This is a genomic window from Clostridium sp. C8-1-8, from assembly GCF_009928445.1.
GTDB lineage: Bacteria > Bacillota > Clostridia > Clostridiales > Clostridiaceae > Clostridium_AR.
The window spans coordinates 14,087-31,987 of record NZ_JAABNO010000028.1; the positions used below are offsets into that span (position 1 = coordinate 14,087).

Genomic DNA, 17,901 nt, shown 5'->3' on the forward strand with positions numbered 1-17,901 from the left:
AGTAGTATATTAAGCAGGTTTCAGGGAGGATGTAATTAAATGAGAGAGTTTCATGACATTGCTTGGTATGTAAAGGCATTATCAAAAGAATTACCCAATGATATACGAAAGCCAGCTCCACAGAGATTGCTTGGAGGATTAGCATATATAATTGTTATTGTAGCTTGTATTGTGGCAATGTATAAGTTTGATATGAACTTAGTTGAAAAATTAATCTTTTCTTTAGTGTTAGGATTTAGTTTTGCTTCAATGGGGCTTTTAGGCCATGAAATACTTCATGGAACTGTGGTAAGGACACCATGGCTTAGAAATCTTCTTGGAGGAATAGCCTTTGGACCCTTAAGTGTAAGCTCAAGATTATGGATAAAGTGGCATAACACCACACACCATGCTCACACTCAAGATGAAGAAAAGGATCCGGATGCGTGGATAAGTTTAGAACAATTGGTGAAGAGTCCAAAGATTGTTAGATGGGTATATAGACTACCTCTTGGGTTTAGAGCCTTTGTAAGTTTTTTATCATTAAGCTTTACATTTTCAATGCATACAATGAGGATGTTCTTCATGTATATAAATGAGTTTAAGTCTAAAAAACTAGTGGTGTGGTTAGAAATGCTTATTCCTTGGGCTGTTTGGTTTGGACTTTTATTCTATGTTGGATTTAACAATTGGATATTTATGTACTTGATACCACTGTTGATAGGTAACTTTATAGTAATGGCTTATATATCTACTAATCATAGATTGAATCCATTGGTACCTATAAACGATCCTTTAGCTAACAGTCTTTCAGTAACAGTTCCAAAATTCATAGATGTTCTTAACTTTAATTTTTCTTATCACGTAGAGCATCACATGTTTCCAGGTATTAATCCTAAGCATTATCCGCTTATCAAGGCAAAGATACTAGAGCATTGGCCAGAAAGATATCTTCATATGTCTCTTATGAAAGCTCTTGTAACACTTTGGAAAACACCAAGAATATATTATAAAGAAACAGAATTCCTAGATCCACGCAAAAATACTGCATACGATTCTTTAGGTAATGGTTTAGATATAAATAATATAAAGTTTAAAAAGTTGAAGTCTATATAGATATATAATAATCCCTAGTGAGCTTCCATTGAAATTCACTAGGGATTTTATGTAGATGTAGCTTGGAATTGTTAGATATATAAGCTCAAATTATAAACAAGAAATAAAATAGCATCAGTAGCCAATAAAATAATACTAGTACATTTGTAAGTTAAAACCTACTTATGTTATAGAAAGTTTTCTTTGTAACCACTCAAGGATAAGAGCAGTTGTGATGGAAGGTAAAAGAACCATACTAAAAAGTATATTATTTGTAATGAAGGTACCTCATAACATAGAGTTAAAATTTGATATAACCCAACATTTATATCACATAAAAAGAATAGTGACATACCAATAGCTATCATAAAGGAACTTACTTTTTTATAAAACTCATTAAAGAGTGTGGACCATGCAATAGCCAAGCTGTTGAGTAGAAAATAACCATATACTAATGCTATTACGTACAGAGAAGTATTAATACAATATGGTTTAAATAGTATAGAGATAGCTATCAGTGCAGCAAATGCTAAAATACTTGTTTTTATATATTTAATATTAGGGCACCTTTTTCTAGAATGCCTTATTATGTAGGTTACTTGAACTAATATAAAAAACAAAATGCCAAGAATATAATAATTTTTAATTATTAAAAAGAAATCTGCAATTGATGTAAAGAAAAATGCTAGTTGCAAAAGATTTCTATCAGCAGTATCATAACCTTTCCTTCCTATAAGAAGAGTTAAGCTAAAGCACAATAGAATATAGATATATCTGATGTTTGATGGTAGAGCTAGCTCTACATTTTTTACAAGATAAAATGATATTAAGAAATATATATAAATAAAAAGATTAACTACTACGACTAAAATTCTAAAAAAGTTTTTCAATTTTTATAACCTCTGTTATATTCATATTAGATTTAATAAGCTAACTATATATATATTATGTAATTAGATAAATAAATATTTTAGAGATTATTAAGTTATTAAAAAGGCATGAAAAGAACTAAAAGCTAAACTTAAGCTTTAGTCCTTTTTAGGTTATACAAATTTATGGATTTTTTATTCTAATTACTTTAGCAATTTAGAATGTTTCTACTTTTTAAGTTGTTCAAGTATGGAAGCCATTATACTGAGACCTTTTTCAAGGGTTTCCTTATTAACTCCAGCTATGCTGATTCGGATACCTTTTTTATATTGATCTTGGTTGTAGTAAAATATTTTCCCTGACTTTACTAAAACCGATTTGTCTTCTAACTTTGCTCTTAATATATCTTCATTAATCCACTCTGGAAGCTTTAGATAAGAATAGAAACCATAATTGCCACCTATTGTTTCGACTCCATATTGTTTTAGCAACTTAAAGTGCTTTTTTAGTATAAGATGCTTTTCAGACAACTCCTTTGATATTTCAGTAGTATGCTTTTTAAGAATATTACTTCTTATATATATCTCTAAGGTAGCTTGAGATATAAGAGAAGCAGAGAAGTATGAAGAGTAATAAGATAGTTGTATATGTTCTTGAAATATTTCTAGTAAGTTAGTGGGAACAACTATAAGGCCTACTCTCATCCAAGGCATTATTTTTGAAAAACTCTTCAGATAAATGCTATGGGCATGGTCTGAATATGAGAATATAGGATCATACTTTGGGTCACTTGATATATCACCGAAGTAGTCATCTTCCACAATATAAACATCATATTTTTCAGCTAGTGAAGCGATGGCCTTTCTCTGAAGCTTATTGAGAGAAGTGCCTAAAGGGCTATGGTTTCTAGGGATTGTATAAAAGAACTTAATATCTCCTGTCTTAAAAAGTTTTTCAAGTTGCTTTAAGTTAATGCCACTATCTGTTCTTTCTATTGTTAGAACATCTACCTTAGAATATTTTAAAAAGTCAATATAATGACGATAAGTTGGTTCTTCAATAAGAATCTTTGACTTATTATTAGGAAAGGGCATAAAGGTTAAGATGCTCAGGGTTTGTTGAACTCCTAAAGTTACAAATATGTTTTTCATATCAACAAATATTTGAAAATCCGAAAGATACTTCGCTAATAATTTCCTTAAAGAGGCTACGCCATACATAGTGTTGTTTAAGGAATTATTTTTATATATATCAACAGCTCTATCCAAACAGTGTTTTAAATCAGGAGTATTCATTGTACCTATGGTTGGGTTACCTGTATCAAAGTGTATTATAGAGGAATTAGGCATATCATTTTTTATACTTTTTTCTACTACGTAGTACCCACTCTGAGGAATAGAATAAATTATATGGTTGTATCTTAGTATATTAAAGGCTTTAACTACAGTATTTTGAGAGCAGTTATATCTTTGAGAAAGCTTTCTTATTGAAGGCATTCTCTGACCTGACTTGTACATACCATTACTTATATCAGTCTCTATATCAGAAACTATCTTTTTATAAACATTATCCATAGAACATCCCCCTATCTGTATTAATACAGTTTAATTTTATCACCATTGAAAAGGTTTTTATAGAGCAATATTATATATTTAAGGACAGTTTTAGGCATAGGCAGAAAAGTGTGACTTCCTACAAAATCATGAATTATGAATATAAAAGGAGTGAGTTTAATGAGTGGTATTAAAATTGTTACTATAGGTGGAGGGTCAAGCTATACACCAGAACTTGTAGAAGGTTTTATAAAAAGGTATGAGGAATTACCTGTAAGAGAATTATGGTTAGTTGATATTGAAGAAGGAAAAGAAAAACTTGATATAGTAAGTAGCTTAGCTAGAAGAATGGTAGAAAAGGCTGGTGTACCTATTGAGATACACACAACTTTAGACAGAAGAGAAGCATTGCCAGGAGCAGACTTTGTAACTACTCAAATAAGAGTAGGCTTACTTGACGCAAGAATAAAGGATGAAAGAATTCCACTTAGTCATGGGTGTATGGGACAAGAAACAAACGGTGCAGGCGGAATGTTTAAAGGGTTAAGAACTGTTCCGGTGATATTAGATATAGATAAGGATATTGAGGAGCTATGTCCAGATGCTTGGCTCATTAATTTTGCTAATCCATCGGGAATGGTTACTGAGGCTGTTTTAAGATATGGAAGAAAAAATAAAAAGGTAGTTGGGCTATGCAATGTTCCAATAGGAATGGAAATGGCTGTAGCAAAGGATTTTGGAGTTGATCATAGTAAAGTTAGGATAGATTTTGCAGGATTAAACCATATGGTGTTTGGTCTTAATGTCTATGTAGAGGGGGAAAATGTTACAAATACAGTTGTAGATAGAATGGCGAAAGGCCTATTTAATGGCAGTCCTAAAAACATACAAGATGTTGAGTGGGTTTCAGAATTTGTTAAGGGACTTGGAATTATACCATGTGGATATCATAGATATTATTTCCTAGGAAAAGAAATGCTTGAAAAAGAACTTGCAGAGTTCTCAAAAGGAGAGACTAGAGCAGAGGTTGTAAAGCGATTAGAAAAAGATCTTTTTGAATTATATAAAGATCCTAATCTTGATATAAAGCCGCCTCAATTAGAAAAGAGAGGTGGAGCTTATTATAGCGATGCAGCATGTAGACTAATAAGTTCCATATATAATGACAGAGGTGATATTCAACCAGTAAATACTAGGAATAATGGTGCAATAACTGGAATTCCAGCAGAGTCAGCAGTTGAGATCAGCTGTGTTATAACTAAAGATGGACCTAAGACTATAACAGTAGGAGAACTTCCTGTAGCAGTAAATGGATTAATTCAACAGATTAAATCTTTTGAAAGGACAACCATAGAAGCAGCTTTAACTGGCGATTATAATACTGCATTAGTGGCTATGACTATAAATCCATTAGTACCATCACAAACAATAGGAAAGATATTGCTTGATGAACTATTGGAAGCACATAAAAAGTACCTTCCAAACTTTAATGCATACTTGGAAGGCAAATAGGTTTTGATTTAATATAAAGGTTTTTAGAAGCTTAAAAATTAGACTTCTAGAAGCCTTTTTACTATGATAAGTAATTTTTTAAGAAATGTAAGTTTTATGTTCTGTTAAAGTAGTGTGTTGAAATTAAGTGATAAATCATCCTAGGTCTGCGCAAAAGATCATTTAATTCTAATAGATTGCTTATATATCTTCTCCTTCATAACTACTTAATTTCAATAATATTATTGAACGTAGACAAGTTTAAAGCTTAAAATAGACCTTTGACATATACGTTAATAACATAGATTGAAAAGAAAGCTTATCCAACTGACAGCTTTGCCTCATATCTGATAATAGAGCTTTATTTTAGATATTGGGCTGAAAACACAATATCTACTTTTTATATATTGCAAAATAAAAATAAAAGGTATAATGATAAAGGATAAAAAAATAGTTATTATAGGAGAATGTTCATGGCAAATAAAAAGTCTGCATTGGATTCAGCAATCAATTTTATTTTAGGTTCTGCGGTAGGTGTAATTCTAGCTTATATATTTGTAAAAAGAAAAAGCATAAGCGTATTAAATCTACCAGCAGATAATATTAAACCTTATCATTGGATAGCGGTTATAGTATTGTTCTTCATAGTGTTTTACATACACCTTGCACTTCATGAGTTCGGACATCTTATAGCAGGATATTTAGTGAAGTTTAAGCTTTTTAGCTATAAGATTGGACCTTTTGGGTGGTATCGAGAGGGTGATAAAATCAAGCATGGAAAAGATAAGAGCCTTGGGTATGGTAGCAGATGTTCTATGCTTCCAGTTAATACTAACAATATATATCCAAAGCTTGCAGTATACTCTCTAGGTGGGATTACTTTAAACATAATTTTATCTATAGTATTCTTTTTAGGATCAGTTTACATAGCACCTAAGCACGATAATTTCTTTGTAAGCGTATTTTTCATTCTTGGATGGGGCATGGGTGCATTTGTAGTTATATACAATATAATACCTTTTTCAAATAAGGGATTTAAGACTGATGGCTTGTTAGCTCTAAGTGTTATGACAAAGTCTCCAGATGACATGGCTCAGTTAGCCACTGTTTTGGTAAGCAATCAACTGGCCGCTGGTATAAGACCTAAAGATGTTGATTCAAGCTTTTTTCAGAATAATGGATACCTACAGGATAACGATGTTTCAGGAATAGTTATGAACTATTATAGATTCTACCACTTCCTAGACTTAGGGGATAAGGTGAAAGCTATGGATGCAATTAGATCAATTGAAAACAACATAGAAGTATATCCAGAGTATTACAGAGCAGAGATGCTTTATAACGTTTTATATGCTTATTGCACTATAGAAACAGACAAGGATAAGGCAGAAGACATATTCAAAAAGGTTAAGGAAAGTCTTTTAGAATTTAATACTATATCCGGATACCGTGTAAAGATGGGTTATGAGCTTTATATGAAAAATGATTATAAAGAAGCTATAGAGTTAGGAAAAAAAGGTTTGGGTGTTAAGGATAGTTATCCAGTAAGAGGAGAGGCTATATTTGAAGAAGATCAGATTAATAATATGATGGCAATAGCTAAGAAAAATATGAAATCCTAACTTCTAATGAAACATACACTCTGTAAGAATTTACTACTATGTTCTTAGAAAATTAAGATTTAATAGGTAAAGGTTGCTCGCCTGCTAGATTATTTTAATATTCATTTAGGAAGGCAGATGGGAAAATAACTCACTGAAGAAGTTTTGCAAGCTACTTTATATAAACAGTTTCACTATTTTAACTGTCTACTATAAAGTAAGCATGTAAGTTTATCTCAGTGAGTTTTTTATATTTATAACTTTGTATCAAAGAAAAAGCTATGGATAAGCCTTAAATTCTAATGTTAGCAAAAGAATAAGTCAAGTTTCATGAAATGAAGTTGAAAATAATCATGAAAGTAAAGTTCTATCACTAAGTAAGCTTGAACTAGATAGCTTCTTGAAGTGTTCTAGGAGAGTCTCTATTGTTAGCTGTTTTTTATCAGCTCCTGACATGTCTAAAATTATCTCACCTCTATGAAGCATTATTATTCTATTGCCAAAGCTAATGGCTTGTTTTAAGTCATGAGTCACCATTAAAGTAGTAGTATTGTTTTCTGTAACTATGCTACTGGTTATATTCATTACCTTTTCTGACATAGAAGGATCTAAAGCTGCAGTATGCTCATCTAAAAGAAGTAATTCTGGATTAGAGAGAGTAGCCATTACTAGAGAGAGAGCTTGTCTTTGACCTCCTGACAACATTCCGACCTTTACATCTAGTTTATCTTCCAATCCAAGTGAGTAGTGTATTAATAGTTCTCTAAACACAGCTCTATCCTTCTTTTTTATTGCAGAGGATAAAGTAAATGTTTTATTCTTATTGTTTGCCATAGCAAGATTCTCTAGTACTGTCATTGATGGAGCTACTCCACTAGAAGGATCTTGAAAAACTCTTCCGATAAAACGTGTCCTCTTATACTCTGGTAGGGTAGAAATGTCCTTTCTGTTTAAAACTATATTTCCACTATCTAAAGCTGAACCACCTGAGATTATATTTAGTAGAGTTGATTTACCAGCTCCATTACTTCCTATGACAGTAATGAAATCTCCATCATTTATGGATAATGAAAGATTTTTGAATAATATACTTTCATTATCTGTACCACTGTTAAATATTTTTGTTAAGTTATTTACTTGAAGCAACTGAAGCCCTCCTTTTCTCTTTTAGTCTAAAACCTTTAAATAATAATTTGTTTTTAGAGCTATAGGCAGCTAGTATAATTACTACTATAACTGAAGTTATAAGCTTTAGATCAGTTGGAGGTAACCCTAAAGTAAGGACTAAAGCAATTACTGCTTTGTATAATATAGCGCCAAGTATAACTAAAGTTGTAGGGCTGAAGAGTGAGAATGTCTTAAAGATTGATTCACCTATTATAATAGATGCAAGTCCCATAACGATTGTTCCAGTACCCATTGTTATATCTGAAAAACCTTGATATTGCGACATCATTGCTCCTGATAGTGCAACAAAACCATTTGACAACATAAGACCAATAAGTTTTGTTATTGAAATATTAAAACCAAGAGAGGTTACTAACTTATGGTTATCTCCTGTTGCCTTTAGGAGATAACCAAGCTTGGTTTTAACAAACCTATCAAATAGTACCTTTACTGCTAATGCTATGCTTAATATAACTATTATCTTAGGGAAGTTTTCGGTAAATATTGTAGTCTTGTTAAATAGAGGTATATTAGGTTTGCCCATTATTCTTAAGTTGATTGAATATATACCAAGCATAACTAATATTCCTGAAAGTATGTTTGAAATATTAAATTTTATATGCAGCAATGCAGTTAAACTTCCACCAATCATTCCTCCTAAGATAGCAATTAAGGTAGCAAGGTAAGGATTTGCACCCTTTGATATGAGAAGAGAAGCTATGGCTGCTCCTAAAACGAAGGTTCCGTCTACTGACATATCAGGAAAGTCTAATATTCTATAAGTTATATAAACTCCTTGAGCCATTATAGAAAATATAAGACCTTGCTCTAAGATACTTAACAACATTGTTAATTACCTCCTATGGTCTTAATCTTGTTCTTAAGATTATCAGGTATAACTATTCCTAAGGCTTTAGCAGTATCAGAATTAACCACTATATCAAGATTGTCTAAGGTTTTTACTGCCATAGTTTTTGGAGATTGACCATTTATTACTTTCACAGCCATAAGGCCAGTTTCATGACCAAGCTTGTAGTAGTCTATTCCTTTAGTTGCAAGAGCACCAGCATCTACATGAGCTTTTTCTGCTCCTATAACTGGTATCTTATGTTCTAAAGATTTTTTTGATATTATTGGCATAGAAGAAGCAATTAGGTTGTCAGTAGGAGTATATAATACATCTACTTTAGTTAGTATATTATCAAGAGCAGATGGAATATCATTGGTACTTGTTACTCCTACCGGTTTTATATCAAGATTAAAGCTCTTAGCCACAGCTTTAGCTTCATCTAGTTGGTTTTGTGAATTTGCTTCACTTGTGTTGTATATAAATCCTACTGTTTTAGCAGAAGGAATTAATTGTCTTATTAATTCGAACTGAGTGTCTATAGGAACATAATCACTAGTGCCAGTAACATTTGTATCTGGTTTATCTTTTGATTTTACTAATTCGGCTTTTTGTGGATCTGTAACCGCAGTTATCAGTATTGGGATATCTTTAGTTGAATTAAAAGCTGCTTGAGCACTAGGAGTTGATATAGCAAAGATTAGATCTTTTTTGTCAGAAGCAAATTTCTGACCAATACTTTGAGCTGTAGCCAAGTCCCCCTGAGCATTTTGAAAGTCTATGGTTATATTTTCTTTATCTTTAAGGCCATTCTCTGAAAGAGCATCTATGAAACCTTTTCTAGCTGAGTCTAAGGCTGGATGTTCTACTATTTGGGTTATTCCAATATTTTTTAATTTTGTTGATCCTTTTGAAGCTGGGGCACACCCCACTAAAAGAAATGCTGTAATACCTAAGGAAATTAATGAAATGAATTTTTTTCTTTGTGCTACCATACTACCATCCTCCAAATTTATAATTGTTTAGTTAAACATGGATTGAATCGTAGATTTAAAGAATAAGAAATGAGAGTATGTGAAGCAATATTCTTTTTAAGTATATTTTTTATAAGTTAATATTTTAATTATATTACTTTGCTAAAATATAATCTTGAAGAATAAAAAAACTCTCACTAAAAGTAATTAGGAGAGGTTTAAGCATAACAAATAAAACCTATAAAGGCTTAAAATTTCTATATCTCCTACAAATCCTACAATACTACGATTCTACAATTTAACTGAAGCCAAAAAATCTACTATAAGACTAATTATTCTAATCTTAAACTACAAAACTTCTACTATTGGCTTAAAACAGATTTTATACTAGCTGATAGAGGTTGTCAATATGTCTTTTTAAATGAATATACTATTAACAATTTTTATTCTGGTATAGATCGGTGTCCAAGACCTATAACAACTTCGTTCAAATGCAACAGCCCTATACTCATAAATATGCATACACTTATATGTTCACCTTGTCGTGCTATACCTATTTTTCCTCCTACATTTAAACCATTAGCTTTAGCGGCTACTTGCATAAGTGCTTCTCTCGTTGCACCAGCCACAGCTCCATCATGAACATGACAGTCTCTTATTAGACCGCTTCGCTTGGAGGCTACTAAGGCCCTTTCAATAATCTTTGGTATTGATGATATAAGGTTGCCGCCTACATCTACGGCAACAGCTTTTATTCCTTTATCATTAAAGTCATTTATAAGTTGTGACTCGCTTTCTCTACTGGATATAGCCATCTGTATGGATGCCTTAGCTATATAATTACTATCAAAATTCATAATATCAACTCCAAGAATTATATTTTTTATATGTGAAAAAGGTAATACCAAGTAATATATAGATTATTGCATTATAAAGAATTAAATTCAACTGATAGATAATAAGTTTTAATTATTATATTTATTAGCGTTGATATCCTTATTTAGCTCTATATGTTAATGTAAATCCATATATTATTAAAAATTTATATTGGATGTAATTAAAGACATATAAGATTCATAGGTATACATAGGAAGAATATATATGTGGAGGAACATGAAATGCTGAAATATTATTTATTAAGAATTTTGAAATACGCAATAATTATATTTGCTTTATTTATAGTAATAGTAATTATCTTCGGTTTTGATTATAATGCTAAAGGACTTACACAAGTATCTTTGGGACAAGACTGGTATATGGTCTTTCAGTATGAAAAGAAAAGAGAAAGCTTTGCTATTAATTTTGGAGTATTATCTATAGTTATTCCTATATTTGCCGCGATAATATCAGATTTCATGGTGAGGAGCTTCACTAGAAGGATGCTTAGGGTGAAGGCTGTAAAAGCAAATTAAAAAAGTAACGTTTTTTTGTGAATAACATAAAATATGATGAATTCATTTTTAGTAGTTACTTATATTACAATAATTAATGTATAAATATACATTAATTATTTGGGTTAGCAGTGTATTAAGGTACATCGAAATTTAGTGATAAATGTTAAAAATTGTTAATAAATTTATTATGTACTTGCATTGATTTTATTATATAATTAAATTATGAGAATAGTTAAAAAATAATATTATATAAATTTATAATAAAATAGTTGAACGTATCTTGTATAGGTAGTAGTGAAAAAGTTATGAAAAATATGAGAGTTTAAGATGGGGAGTGTTTGGACGATGACAAAACTAAAGGAATTGGAAGAACAATTAGTTAACTTAAAGCTACAGAAGAGAAATTTAATATTAGCTGGAAAAAAAACAGATGATATCGATGAATTTATAAAAGATATTGAAAAAGATATAAAAAGGGAAAAAGAAACTTCTGATGCGGTTGAATAAATTAATATATATAAGTTACTATAAGATTTAAATGTTCTTTCGATTTGATTGAGTCATAAAATTGTATTTTAATATTTACAGGAAACATACAAGGTTTAAATTCAAAAAACTAAGTATGTTTCTTTTATTTTTGTTATAAATTAGTATTTTACTTGTTATTAAGATATGAGTTAATATCCTCTATGACATTTTAATGGAATAATTATTATTTTTTAGTGGTTATGGTTCATCATTTTAAATATAAATCATATATCAGTATTGTAATGTTTAAGTAGTTTGGAGGACACTATGATTTATAAGTTTTTAGATGATGAGTTATATGGTTTTATAAACGAAAAAGGTCAAGTTGTAGTAGAACCTCAATTTCTAGGACTCTTGCCTGCTTCAGAAGGTCTTATACCATTCTACAGAGAAGATGGTTATGGATTTATAAGTTATGATGGAAAGATATCTAAAACCTTCACAGAATTCAGAGCCTTTGAGTTTTATGGTGGAATGTCCATAATAGAAAGTGACGGTCTCTATGGATTTATGGATAAGAATTTAAATATCATTGTTGACCCGTATTACGATGGTGCTATGAATTTTTCAGATGGATTAGCACTGGTTGAGAAGAATGGAAAGAAAGGTTATATTGATACAAAAGGAAGTATAAGGATTCCTCTACAATATGAAGAAGGTAGTAGTTTTAGTGAGGGGTTAGCAGTAATATGTTATAACAATAAAATGGGCTATATTAACACTGAGGGAAGTATTGTAATAAAGCCTACTTTCCAACGTTGTGGATTGTTTAGTGAAGGTTTAGCTGTATACGAAAATGATGGTAAATATGGATATTTGGACACAAAGGGAAATATAGTTATACCTTCTCAGTTTGATATGGCAGAAAGTTTTTCTGAAGGGTTTGCTATAGTTATGAAAAATCAAAAGATGGCAGTAATAAATAAAAGGGGAGAGTATATAACTGAATTCCTTTTTGACTATTCCTTAGGATTTAGTGAAGGTCGTTGTGCTGTAGGCTTGAATAAAAAAGGTGAAGAGGTATGGGGATATATAAATACTTCTGGAAAACCAGCTTCTGAATTTAAATTTGAGAACGCATCTTACTATAATGAAGGGTTAGCGGTAGTGCAAGTTAACAGCAAGTGTGGATATATAGATCTAAAGGGGCAATACAAAGTTAAACCTGCATTGCAAATGGCCTTTGATTTGGAGTACGGTTTGGGTGAATTTTTACTAGATGATAGAAATGGATACTTAGATAAAGAGGGAAATGTTATTTTTTATTCAAAAAACAAGGTTAATATAGAGAAGTATTCAATGGATAAGAGAATATTATCTATTATATAAGGTAAGTAATATTATAAATCTGTATATAGGTATAGAAAGGCTATGAATTAAAGGCGATGTCTTCATTCATGGCCTTTTTTTGTTAATAAGGGTGTAAAGGTTGTGAATGGCTAAACCTAATGATATTAAGGGCTTAGGACAGCTAACAAGTGTAAATATCCACAAAGTGTAACAGGAAATTTGTACCTATAAGGATTATGAGAGTATAGATATCTATAATAACTTTAAAAAGGTTAATTAGAAATGAAGAAAATAAACACAACTTTATGAATTAGTTAGATAAAAGGTATTAATGATGAAAAAAAGGATAATTATGACATAATAGTGAACGTAGCGGAGAAATAGTGGATTTAACAAAAACATGGGAAAAGGGTATACTTTCTATATAACAATGAAAAAGATTATAAGTTACTGAAGAGGGTTTCGATATCACTTATATATTGACTTGGTACTGAGAAATGTTACAAAATACTGCTGAATGTAAAGTTTTTAAGGCTGTTTTTATATGTTAAGTATTTTGTAAATTAACAAAAGAATTAAAATAGTATAACTAAGGATTTATAAGTTGGTAGAAGTAAAATAAAGAGGTTAAAAAATAGGGAGGGAATTTTGTGAGTAAAAGCCAGTTTTTTTATGATTTTAAAGAAAATATTATTTTACAGTATCTCCAGTGTCCAGCATATAAGTTTTTATGTGACAGTCAGGGATATGATCCTAGGATAAGTCTAAATGAAGAAGGTGATCTAGAGAAAGTACCATACTTTACAACTACATTATTTAAAAGATCATCTAACTTGTTTTCTAATTTGCTTAGAGTATCTACTAATCAAATCGATATGTGGACAGTCTCTAGCAGTACAAGCGGAGATCCTAGCATTGTAGGAAGATCTTTTAAGGATATAGAGCAACTAAAAAGAGTTGCTATGTTAGATCCAGATATTCTTGATCCTAATTGTGATTATGATTGTGTATTCTATCCAGAACCTTTGGAAATGAGAAAATTTAAAAGTGAATATATATTGGGGAAACCTACAGAATCGTATATAGGTAATATTTTAAATCTTTTTGAGTTTAAAGGAGATGCATTATTTCTGTTAAAGCAAGAAAAAGATGAGTTTAACCTAGATATAGAAGCTTTCAAAAGATATATTCAATTTCACGACAAAAAAAATCATCACTTATCAGTGAGAGGTTCTACTTTACTTATATATAATACTATAAAACAACTAAGAGAAATAATTCCACCTGTAGAGTTAGGGAAAAGGGTAATAGTTAGCACTGGAGGAGGAGGCTGGGATGGTAAAAAGGGTGCTATAAGCATTGGTACACAAATTCCAAGAAGACAATTTGTTGAAGAAGTATCAAGTTTCCTTGGAATACCAGAAGAGAGCTTTGTAGATACTTATTCTTTCACTGAAAATAGTCTTCCTATACATGGACATTATTCTAAGGAACATGGTGACTATCTGTTCCATGTACCGAATGCAGGTAAAGTTATAATCAGGGATATAAAAACATTAAAGCCACTAACCAATGTAGGGGATAAAGGAGTAATACAGATTTTAAATGCTTATGGAACATCAACCTTTGCAGGTGCATCTGTTTTAGTTGATGATATAGGCGAAATTGTATCTATGGATAAATGCCCTAAATGTGGACAAGCTGGAATGACGATTAAAATATTAGGAAGAGTAAAAGGCGCTGAAGCAAAAGGCTGTGGGGCTACACTAGATGTAAAGGAGAAAGAGATAGTATGAAAATAGAATATTCATGTGGAAGTGAAGTTTACTTAGAAAAGCAAATCAATAATATGAAGCTTAATCTTCAAATATCAGAAAAAGAAGATATTCAAAGAGAAATCAATAGATTAAAAAGAAATAAATTAAAAGTTCATGATATATCTTCAGAAGAAACCGTTAAAATACTAGACAGTTGTGCAAGACTGTGGCTTGATAGAGATTACAGCAAGCGGCATATTGAAGTAATAGCTAACTTAACAAATCAAAGTCCTCAGCTTGTGACTTACGAATTAGAAAGTTGTATGCAGGCTTTATTAAAGGAGAATATATATACTACTATAAAGGAAGAATTGGGACACTTAGATATATTAGATAATTGGGTTGAAACAAGCTACGGTTACGTACATAGGCAACCAAGAGGCTTGGCTTTTCATAATATATCGGGTAATGCATTTGTAGTCATACCAGTAAGTATATCTATGGGACTTTTATCTAAGAATTGCAACTTAATTAAGGTTTCTGGAGATGAGCCATATTTTGCTAATGCATTTTATAAAAGTCTTTGTGAAATTGATGAAAGTATAAAAGAAAGGCTATCAATAGTATACTTCGATAGCAGCAAATCAGATATATATGAAGAAATAGTTAAAGAAAGTGATTGTGTCATACATTGGGGAGGAGAGTATTCTGGCAGAATAATGAAAGAGTTGTGTGTAAGATACGATACTCATATAGTTATGCATGGAGCAAAAATAAGTTTTGAAGTCATAGAAAGTATACCTGACATTGATTATAATGCTAACCTTGTTGCAAGAGATATAATAGCCTGGGAACAAAAAGCCTGTCTTTCACCAAGAATAGTATTTATAAATAGGGATGTAGACTATGAAAAGTTTTCTCAAAGTTTAGCTGAAGCGCTTAATACTCTAAGTAAGGAGTTCCCAAAATCATATCTAAATACCTGGAATTCAGTTAAAGCAATACAAGATAGGCAATTTTGTACTTTAAAGTATGGACTAAATAAAGGTATAAAGGTATATTCCTCTGAAAATGCAGATTATACTGTCTTACTAAATGAAGATATGCCAGATAAAGTAGATCTTGATAGGTGTTTCTATAGATTCATATTTGTATGTCCATATAGTGATAAAAGGCAAGTATATAGTTATGTGGAAGAAAATCTGAAAGATTATTTGCAAACTATGGGATATCTAGGGGATGATGAGGCTTTTATAGAAAAGATGACTTTGTTAGGAGTAAGCATAGTTACGAAGCCTGGTGAAATGTCTCTTCATCAACCAGGCACATCACATGATGGACTTCATAACCTCGATGAAATGACCTTCATAGTTAGCAGACAGCTTTAATACGAAGAAGCCCAATAGTAGGAGAACTCTAACTATAGGGCTTCTGAATTTATATGGTATATAAGTTTTAATACATTTAAATTAGTTGGATATTCTTATATTTGAACTAGTCCTTGTATGTCAACATCTGGATTAATATCTGTATCATAATCTACCTGTTGATGGCCAAAGCCAAATAGTTTAAAGAATTCTTTTCTGAATCCTTCTATATCGGTTAACTGTCTTATGTTATCAGAATTTATTTCATCCCATTGAAGAATTACTTCTTTTTGTATATCTTCTCTTAATTCTAAGTCGTCTAATCTAATTATTTGGCTTTCATCAAGAGGAGCTTCAGAATATAGTTTTGTACTCATAAGTCTATAGATCTGCTCGATACAAGACTCATCCAAATTTCTATCTTTCATAAGTTTAAATAGCAAGGCTATATAAAGTGGTACTACAGGTATTGCTGCACTTGATTGTGTAACTAAAGCTTTATTTGAGGATATATAGGCTTTTCCGTTTATATGCTTTAGCTTGTCATTTAATATTTTAGCAGTTTGTTCTAAATGTTTCTTTGCTTCTCCTATTGTTCCGTTTCTATATATAGGATAAGTAAGCTCGGAACCTATATATGTATAGGCCACAGTTTTAACATTAGGCGATAACACTTTAGCATTTGACAAAGCTTCAATCCAAAGTTGCCAATCTTCTCCGCCCATTACCTTTCTTGTGCTTTCAACTTCTTCTTCTGATGCTGGAGATATTGTTACCTCTTGGATTATATCAGTGTGGAAGTTTACAGCCTTGTTAGTATAGGCTTCTCCTATTGGCTTAAGGGATGATTGATAGGTTTCACCGGTATTAGGGTCTGTTCTTCTTGGAGAAGCAATGCTATAAATTATAAGATCTATTTGTCCTAAGTCGCTTTTTATCAATTCGACAACTTTTTCTTTAACTTCATTTGAGAAAGCATCTCCATTTATTGTTTTTGAGTAAAGACCTTCTTCTTTGGCTAATCTCTCAAACTCAGCTGTGTTATACCAACCTGCACTTGCAGTTCTAGATTTTGTTGCAGGTCTTTCAAAAGCAACTCCTATTGTATTAGCTCTTGCTCCAAAAGCCATAGCTATTCTTGAAGCTAAGCCGTATCCAGTAGATGATCCGATAACGAGAACGTTTTTAGGACTATTTATATGTTTCTGATTTTTTATAAATTCCACTTGCTCACGAACATTTATAGCACAACCTTCAGGATGAGCTGTTAAACATATATAATCTCTAAATTTAGGTTTAATTATCATACTTAACTCCTTACGCGATATTTTATTATAAAAATATTAATCTTTAGTTAAGTTTATCATAAATTAATTTGATATTCAAAGTAATTTGTTCTACAAAATATGTGATATAGATGTATGCTTAAATAAAAAGTATATTTATTACTTTATAGTTGAGAACTATAATATTTGATTAAACAATATTGATTAATTTAAAAGGAACTAGAAAAAAGCTAGTACTACAGAATGTTAGAAATTGTACGAGAATACAAATAAGACTAGTATAATATAGATGCAGGAGGATATAATGCTGAAAAATTGTATGGAAGATATAGTTGATGACATCTTACCTCTAGTTTTAGAAGACTATAAGGGGGCCTGCACTTGCTGTAAATGCATAAACGATGTTAAAGCTATTGCTCTTAATAATCTTCCCCCACTTTATGCGGTTACAGAAAGTGGACGATTATATCTAAAAATGAATGAGATGAAAGCTCAAGTGAAGATTGATGTTATTTATGAACTTACTAAAGCATTTCAAAAAGTAACTCAAAATCCACTTCATGAAATATCAGGAGAAGTATAATATTAAGAAAACTGCTACCTTAAAAGGTAGTAGTTTTTTTATTCTTTAGTGAATTATATTTTAGGTGATTTTCTATATAAGACCGCATAGAGAGTTTTGATACCGCGTAAGTTTCGGTT

15 protein-coding genes are annotated in these 17,901 nt (G+C 31.1%); 9 read left to right on the plus strand and 6 right to left on the minus strand.

From position 1 onward, the window contains the following. Positions 1–39 precede the first annotated feature (39 nt). Positions 40–1,095: an acyl-CoA desaturase gene (locus GXK57_RS21160; protein WP_160680015.1), complete on the plus strand. Its 1,056-nt coding sequence runs from the start codon at positions 40–42 to the stop codon at positions 1,093–1,095. Positions 1,096–2,171: 1,076 nt separating this feature from the next. Here the strand turns inward: GXK57_RS21160 and GXK57_RS21165 are convergent. Then, positions 2,172–3,518, minus strand: a complete 1,347-nt coding sequence (locus GXK57_RS21165) for a PLP-dependent aminotransferase family protein (RefSeq protein WP_160680016.1) — start codon at positions 3,516–3,518, stop codon at positions 2,172–2,174. Between the two features lie 159 nt (positions 3,519–3,677). On the opposite strand from GXK57_RS21165, the gene GXK57_RS21170 reads away from it, so the two are divergent. Both GXK57_RS21170 and GXK57_RS21175 read left to right on the plus strand, forming a co-directional pair. Then, the gene (locus GXK57_RS21170) at positions 3,678–5,009 is read left to right on the plus strand and encodes a 6-phospho-beta-glucosidase (protein ID WP_160680017.1); all 1,332 of its coding nucleotides are present in this window, start codon (positions 3,678–3,680) and stop codon (positions 5,007–5,009) included. A 452-nt stretch (positions 5,010–5,461) separates the two neighbouring features. Then, positions 5,462–6,610: a M50 family metallopeptidase gene (locus tag GXK57_RS21175; protein WP_160680018.1), complete on the plus strand. Its 1,149-nt coding sequence runs from the start codon at positions 5,462–5,464 to the stop codon at positions 6,608–6,610. 330 nt (positions 6,611–6,940) lie between these two features. On the opposite strand, the gene GXK57_RS21180 is transcribed toward GXK57_RS21175, so the two are convergent. From GXK57_RS21180 to GXK57_RS21195, 4 genes are all read right to left on the minus strand, one after another. Beyond that, positions 6,941–7,735 carry an ATP-binding cassette domain-containing protein gene (locus GXK57_RS21180; RefSeq protein WP_160680019.1) on the minus strand — a complete coding sequence of 265 codons (795 nt, stop codon included), beginning with the start codon at positions 7,733–7,735 and terminating at the stop codon, positions 6,941–6,943. Next, on the minus strand, positions 7,719–8,603 hold the full coding sequence (locus tag GXK57_RS21185; RefSeq protein ID WP_160680020.1) for an ABC transporter permease: 885 nt from the start codon (positions 8,601–8,603) through the stop codon (positions 7,719–7,721). Before GXK57_RS21185 ends, GXK57_RS21180 begins: the two co-directional genes overlap by 17 nt. A 2-nt stretch (positions 8,604–8,605) precedes the next feature. Next, positions 8,606–9,598 (minus strand): ABC transporter substrate-binding protein, encoded by a 993-nt coding sequence (locus GXK57_RS21190; RefSeq protein WP_160680021.1) that lies wholly within the window; start codon positions 9,596–9,598, stop codon positions 8,606–8,608. 422 nt (positions 9,599–10,020) lie between these two features. Beyond that, positions 10,021–10,434, minus strand: a complete 414-nt coding sequence (locus GXK57_RS21195) for a HutP family protein (protein ID WP_160680022.1) — start codon at positions 10,432–10,434, stop codon at positions 10,021–10,023. A gap of 261 nt (positions 10,435–10,695) precedes the next feature. Here GXK57_RS21195 and GXK57_RS21200 point away from each other — a divergent pair, with 261 nt between their 5' ends. The 5 genes from GXK57_RS21200 (at position 10,696) to GXK57_RS21215 (ending at position 15,934) form a co-directional block, all read left to right on the plus strand. Beyond that, positions 10,696–10,989: a hypothetical protein gene (locus GXK57_RS21200; protein WP_160680023.1), complete on the plus strand. Its 294-nt coding sequence runs from the start codon at positions 10,696–10,698 to the stop codon at positions 10,987–10,989. Between the two features lie 327 nt (positions 10,990–11,316). Continuing rightward, on the plus strand, positions 11,317–11,478 hold the full coding sequence (locus GXK57_RS26405; RefSeq protein ID WP_202127763.1) for a hypothetical protein: 162 nt from the start codon (positions 11,317–11,319) through the stop codon (positions 11,476–11,478). Positions 11,479–11,766: 288 nt separating this feature from the next. Further along, complete coding sequence (locus tag GXK57_RS21205) at positions 11,767–12,828, plus strand: WG repeat-containing protein (RefSeq protein ID WP_160680024.1); 1,062 nt, start codon at positions 11,767–11,769, stop codon at positions 12,826–12,828. A gap of 611 nt (positions 12,829–13,439) precedes the next feature. After that, positions 13,440–14,585: an acyl-protein synthetase gene (locus GXK57_RS21210; RefSeq protein WP_160680025.1), complete on the plus strand. Its 1,146-nt coding sequence runs from the start codon at positions 13,440–13,442 to the stop codon at positions 14,583–14,585. Then, entirely contained in the window at positions 14,582–15,934 is a 1,353-nt protein-coding gene (locus GXK57_RS21215) for an acyl-CoA reductase (protein ID WP_160680026.1), read from the plus strand. Before GXK57_RS21210 ends, GXK57_RS21215 begins: the two co-directional genes overlap by 4 nt. A gap of 95 nt (positions 15,935–16,029) precedes the next feature. Here the strand turns inward: GXK57_RS21215 and fabV are convergent, their stop codons facing one another. Next, positions 16,030–17,220, minus strand: a complete 1,191-nt coding sequence (gene fabV / locus GXK57_RS21220; RefSeq protein WP_160680027.1) for an enoyl-ACP reductase FabV — start codon at positions 17,218–17,220, stop codon at positions 16,030–16,032. A 283-nt stretch (positions 17,221–17,503) separates the two neighbouring features. Here fabV and GXK57_RS21225 point away from each other — a divergent pair, with 283 nt between their 5' ends. After that, positions 17,504–17,782, plus strand: a complete 279-nt coding sequence (locus tag GXK57_RS21225; protein WP_160680028.1) for a late competence development ComFB family protein — start codon at positions 17,504–17,506, stop codon at positions 17,780–17,782. The last annotated feature ends 119 nt before the right edge of the window (positions 17,783–17,901 follow it).

Excerpts from the sequence above, each read along its gene's own strand:
- GXK57_RS21160 (WP_160680015.1), top strand. The coding sequence starts at position 40 with ATGAGAGAGTTTCATGACATTGCTTGGTATGTAAAGGCATTATCAAAA.
- GXK57_RS21165 (WP_160680016.1), bottom strand. The coding sequence starts at position 3,518 with ATGGATAATGTTTATAAAAAGATAGTTTCTGATATAGAGACTGATATA.
- GXK57_RS21170 (WP_160680017.1), top strand. The coding sequence starts at position 3,678 with ATGAGTGGTATTAAAATTGTTACTATAGGTGGAGGGTCAAGCTATACA.
- GXK57_RS21175 (WP_160680018.1), top strand. The coding sequence starts at position 5,462 with ATGGCAAATAAAAAGTCTGCATTGGATTCAGCAATCAATTTTATTTTA.
- GXK57_RS21185 (WP_160680020.1), bottom strand. The coding sequence starts at position 8,603 with ATGTTGTTAAGTATCTTAGAGCAAGGTCTTATATTTTCTATAATGGCT.
- GXK57_RS21190 (WP_160680021.1), bottom strand. The coding sequence starts at position 9,598 with ATGGTAGCACAAAGAAAAAAATTCATTTCATTAATTTCCTTAGGTATT.
- GXK57_RS21195 (WP_160680022.1), bottom strand. The coding sequence starts at position 10,434 with ATGAATTTTGATAGTAATTATATAGCTAAGGCATCCATACAGATGGCT.
- GXK57_RS21200 (WP_160680023.1), top strand. The coding sequence starts at position 10,696 with ATGCTGAAATATTATTTATTAAGAATTTTGAAATACGCAATAATTATA.
- GXK57_RS26405 (WP_202127763.1), top strand. The coding sequence starts at position 11,317 with ATGACAAAACTAAAGGAATTGGAAGAACAATTAGTTAACTTAAAGCTA.
- GXK57_RS21205 (WP_160680024.1), top strand. The coding sequence starts at position 11,767 with ATGATTTATAAGTTTTTAGATGATGAGTTATATGGTTTTATAAACGAA.
- GXK57_RS21215 (WP_160680026.1), top strand. The coding sequence starts at position 14,582 with ATGAAAATAGAATATTCATGTGGAAGTGAAGTTTACTTAGAAAAGCAA.
- fabV (WP_160680027.1), bottom strand. The coding sequence starts at position 17,220 with ATGATAATTAAACCTAAATTTAGAGATTATATATGTTTAACAGCTCAT.
- GXK57_RS21225 (WP_160680028.1), top strand. The coding sequence starts at position 17,504 with ATGCTGAAAAATTGTATGGAAGATATAGTTGATGACATCTTACCTCTA.